Source organism: Hallella colorans (genome assembly GCF_003096815.1).
In the GTDB taxonomy this organism is placed as follows: domain Bacteria; phylum Bacteroidota; class Bacteroidia; order Bacteroidales; family Bacteroidaceae; genus Prevotella; species Prevotella colorans.
This window is the reverse complement of the sequence record NZ_QENY01000047.1, coordinates 1-3,528: the sequence shown is the minus strand read 5'-3', so window position 1 is coordinate 3,528 and position 3,528 is coordinate 1. Positions and strand designations below refer to the sequence as shown.

General features: G+C 41.9%; 1 protein-coding gene and 1 pseudogene. One reads left to right on the top strand and one right to left on the bottom strand.

Features of this window, described 5'->3' with window-relative positions; genetic code table 11:
* The first annotated feature begins 219 nt into the window (after positions 1-219).
* Positions 220-2,859: a hypothetical protein gene (locus C7379_RS12460; protein ID WP_133241908.1), complete on the top strand. Its 2,640-nt coding sequence runs from the start codon at positions 220-222 to the stop codon at positions 2,857-2,859.
* A gap of 264 nt (positions 2,860-3,123) precedes the next feature.
* Here the strand turns inward: C7379_RS12460 and C7379_RS12450 are convergent.
* A pseudogene (locus C7379_RS12450) lies at positions 3,124-3,528 on the bottom strand (IS1634 family transposase); the annotation flags it as partial.

Sequence of the window (3,528 nt, the reverse complement as noted above, 5' to 3'; positions counted from 1 at the left end):
GAAATCAAGTCCGTTTCATTTCAAAACACCACCTAATAGACTGTATTTCAATTAATTCAAAGAGTGATTAGTCCACCTTAACGGGACAGTAGTGACTTTGGGACTACAGAGGACAAGGTTTTGTATTCCAGATCAACTTTGCAGTATGGATATGTCACCCAAAAAGTTAAAAGCTCGACTTCCGACGATTGGATTTACAGTACTGACAAACCGAGTGATTTGAAAGACGACGTCTATTTCGGCATCAGTTATTATCCCTATATTTCTAGCGGTGCCGATATATGGTCTCCTGGAGACGAAGAGGTTTATTCGGCAATTGCAAAAGAAAAACGCACATATGCTATTAATGAGGTCATGAACATCCATAAGAATGATGGCACCGCTTCTTGGAAGCCTGTGGATCAGCCTGACCCTTATTGGGCAAAATCATACAAGTTTGTCTTTAAGCCAAACGAGGTGAATGCTTTTGACGTGACTGGAGCTTCTTGTGATGTTACTGCGAAGAAAGGTAATATTTCTGTTTCCTTACAAAGCGGAAAGACAGTTACCATGCCGGCAACGTATGAACTTTATAAAGCAGATGCAAGCGGAAATCCGCAAGGATCTGCCATCAAAACTTACAAAGCGAATTCTACAGAACAAGCAAATGTGGTGTGGAATGATCTTGCAAAAGGCATCTACGCTGTTAAAATTGTTTATGGATCTGAAGGCAGTTGCAACATGAAAAAGGTTGTTGACCTGACGACGGCTGACCTTCCTCAAGTCATTGTGAAAACTCCTACAGGTTATGAGGTGAAAGATAATGTCTATATAGACATTACTAATGGTATGAAGCCATTGCAAGTTTCTCTCCCCGTTTCAAACCATATTTACGACGTTGAGTGGTATGATGTCACGGGTGAAAAGAACGAATTGAAACAAAAAGGTAATAATATTTACGTTACTTTCACGGAGCCAGGAACATATACTTATGAAATCCGGACTCAGTTTACCGGCAACACATCATGTTCGGGTTCTTCGGGAGGAACAAGATTGGTAAAATTCGTTGTTACTCGCAATGAACAAAAGAACTACTGGATGGGAAGCACCGATGAGACCAATGGTGACAACTTCAGCGTTGCGTCTAACTGGACAGCTAACAAAGTACCTACTGAAGGGGAAGACATTGTTTTTGCAACCGAGGAAAACAACAACGGCCACGCAGCGGTGAACGATTGCCGACTGACCGGCACAGGAAGATTGCCGCTGAATTTCACTGCAACAAATCTCGTTAATGAAAGCCAAAAGGCCATGGTTATTCCTCAAGGCTCCGCTTTATATGTAAAAACCTCAACTGTGGGATTTGAACATCAGAAAGATAATAGTGGTAAATATGCCCCCGTGCGTCTGAAAATAGAAGCAGGCTCTAATGGTAAGGCCAATGGAACATTTGTCGCACGCTATCAAGGAGTAGAGAAAGACAAGATTTATGCTGAAGTTCAGATGAACGTACTTACCAAGGCTGTAAAGGAGACTTGGACGGACAACCTCACTGGTTCGCCGACGTTCGGAAGAACAATCCACATCAATTCGACCGACCAATTCTTCGGAATACCGTTTGCAGAAATGTCGGCAGCACAATTCCCAAAGGCAAGACTCTATGTTTATGATGAGGCACACAATGCTGAAAAAGAGTTTTACCATAAGTTTAGAAACTTAGCAAAAGGTGAAACGATGTATGCGTTCAAGGCATATTCCATCCGTCTTGACGAACCGAGAACAATGCCACTGCGAGGCTATCTCAATTATAACGATGTTACATTGAAACTCACCCGCGAGGCTGCCAAGGTGGAAGGTGCATCTGGCGAAGAGTCGTTCGTTAGATGGGGATTAGGACAGAATTTGTTTGGCAATTCCTTCACAGCGCCAATCAAAATCAGTTCGATTACAATGCCAGACGACTTGGAAAAAACGGTTTATCTCTATAATACAGGAAGTGGAAAAGACTGGACTGCTACGCTAAGCAATAAAGATGCAACCGGTGCTGGCACCTACACGGCTGTTCCACTCGATATAGCAGAAATACTTGCCATGAATGAAATTCCTTCTATGCAGGGCTTCCTCCTCAAATATACGAAAGAGAAGACCGTTTACAGCACCACTCCTACAGAGGTGAAATTGAGTTATAGCGGAAATGTTATGACAACAGCATCACTTCCACAAAGGGCTAAAGCATACGAGATGGAAAATAATCAACCCACAGGATTTGTCAAGCTTGTTCTTCTGGGTGAGAAAACTGGCGACCAAATGTGGCTTTGCGAATCAGAAAATGCAACAGAAGGATTTGACAATGGATGGGATGGTAGCAAGCTTGGTGGCGAAATGATGCCGACAGCTATTTATTCTACAACGAAAGATGGCATCTGGCAAGTCAATACGACTAACGATATTACTAAGGCGAACATCACGGTGAGAGTTTCCGAGCCAGGCACATATTGCATCAAGGCAACCAAAAAGGGACTTGAACAATATGAAAATCTTAAATTGGTAGACTGTCAATCAAAGATTATCACTCCTTTTGATGCCGACACGCTCTCTTATTCGTTCGCGACAGATGTCAAGGGCATGAATCAGAATAGATTTGTGCTGATGAATACCTCTGCAACCATGTTTGAAGACATCACGAATGGTATCGACCTCCAGAGCGAAACATTGACAGGAGATTTCCATATCTATGACCTCACAGGGGCTTTTGTGAAAGATGTCAGTCTGTCAAATGAAAGAACATTCCGCAAGTTTGGATTGGCACCAGGAGTTTACATCGTCGTTAAGAAAGATAGTATCGACAAGACGGGTAGAAAGCTGGTCATTACCAATTAAGCTGTAAGAGAAAAAACTTGGAAAGTATGTAATCTAATCTTCGTCTTTTCCTGCATATAGATAAAAGGCTGCTTCTTCAAGGAAAGTCGCGATATGCAGATAATTGGAATGAATTTATAGACTACTACACGTAGAGCTGAAGAAACAAAAAAGAGTGTTTCTTCAGCTCTTTTGGTTCTTTGTATGTGCATTATCAGACAAACTCAGGAAGGGAGTCTATTTTAATATTACAAATATTTTTGTACTTTTCTTTTCCTGACTTCGTCATCGTGTCACCCCAAAATCTTCGTCAAGAGTTTAGCTATTCTCTGATGTCTTGCCATCAGCATAGTCTGCGTATAAACCTCCTTGTTCAGAGGTAGCTTGATTTGTATCGTTGTAATGGTCTTTGCCAATGCAAGCACCTTGTCTATGCTCATCTTAATCTCTGAGACTTTCAACATACGCTCCAATTCCTTGTATACTTTCAAAGCCACGAAGCAGATGCATATATGGGCCTCGATTCGTTTGCGCGTAAAGTGAAACATGGGACCGTATCTCTATCTTTGATTTCGCTATACGGAAGGCTCGTTCCACATGCCAAAGGTTGTGATATGCTGTATATACGTCCTGTATTGGTATATCTGTATTGGTGAGATACCCTTTAAGACCATCCCAACGAGAATCATC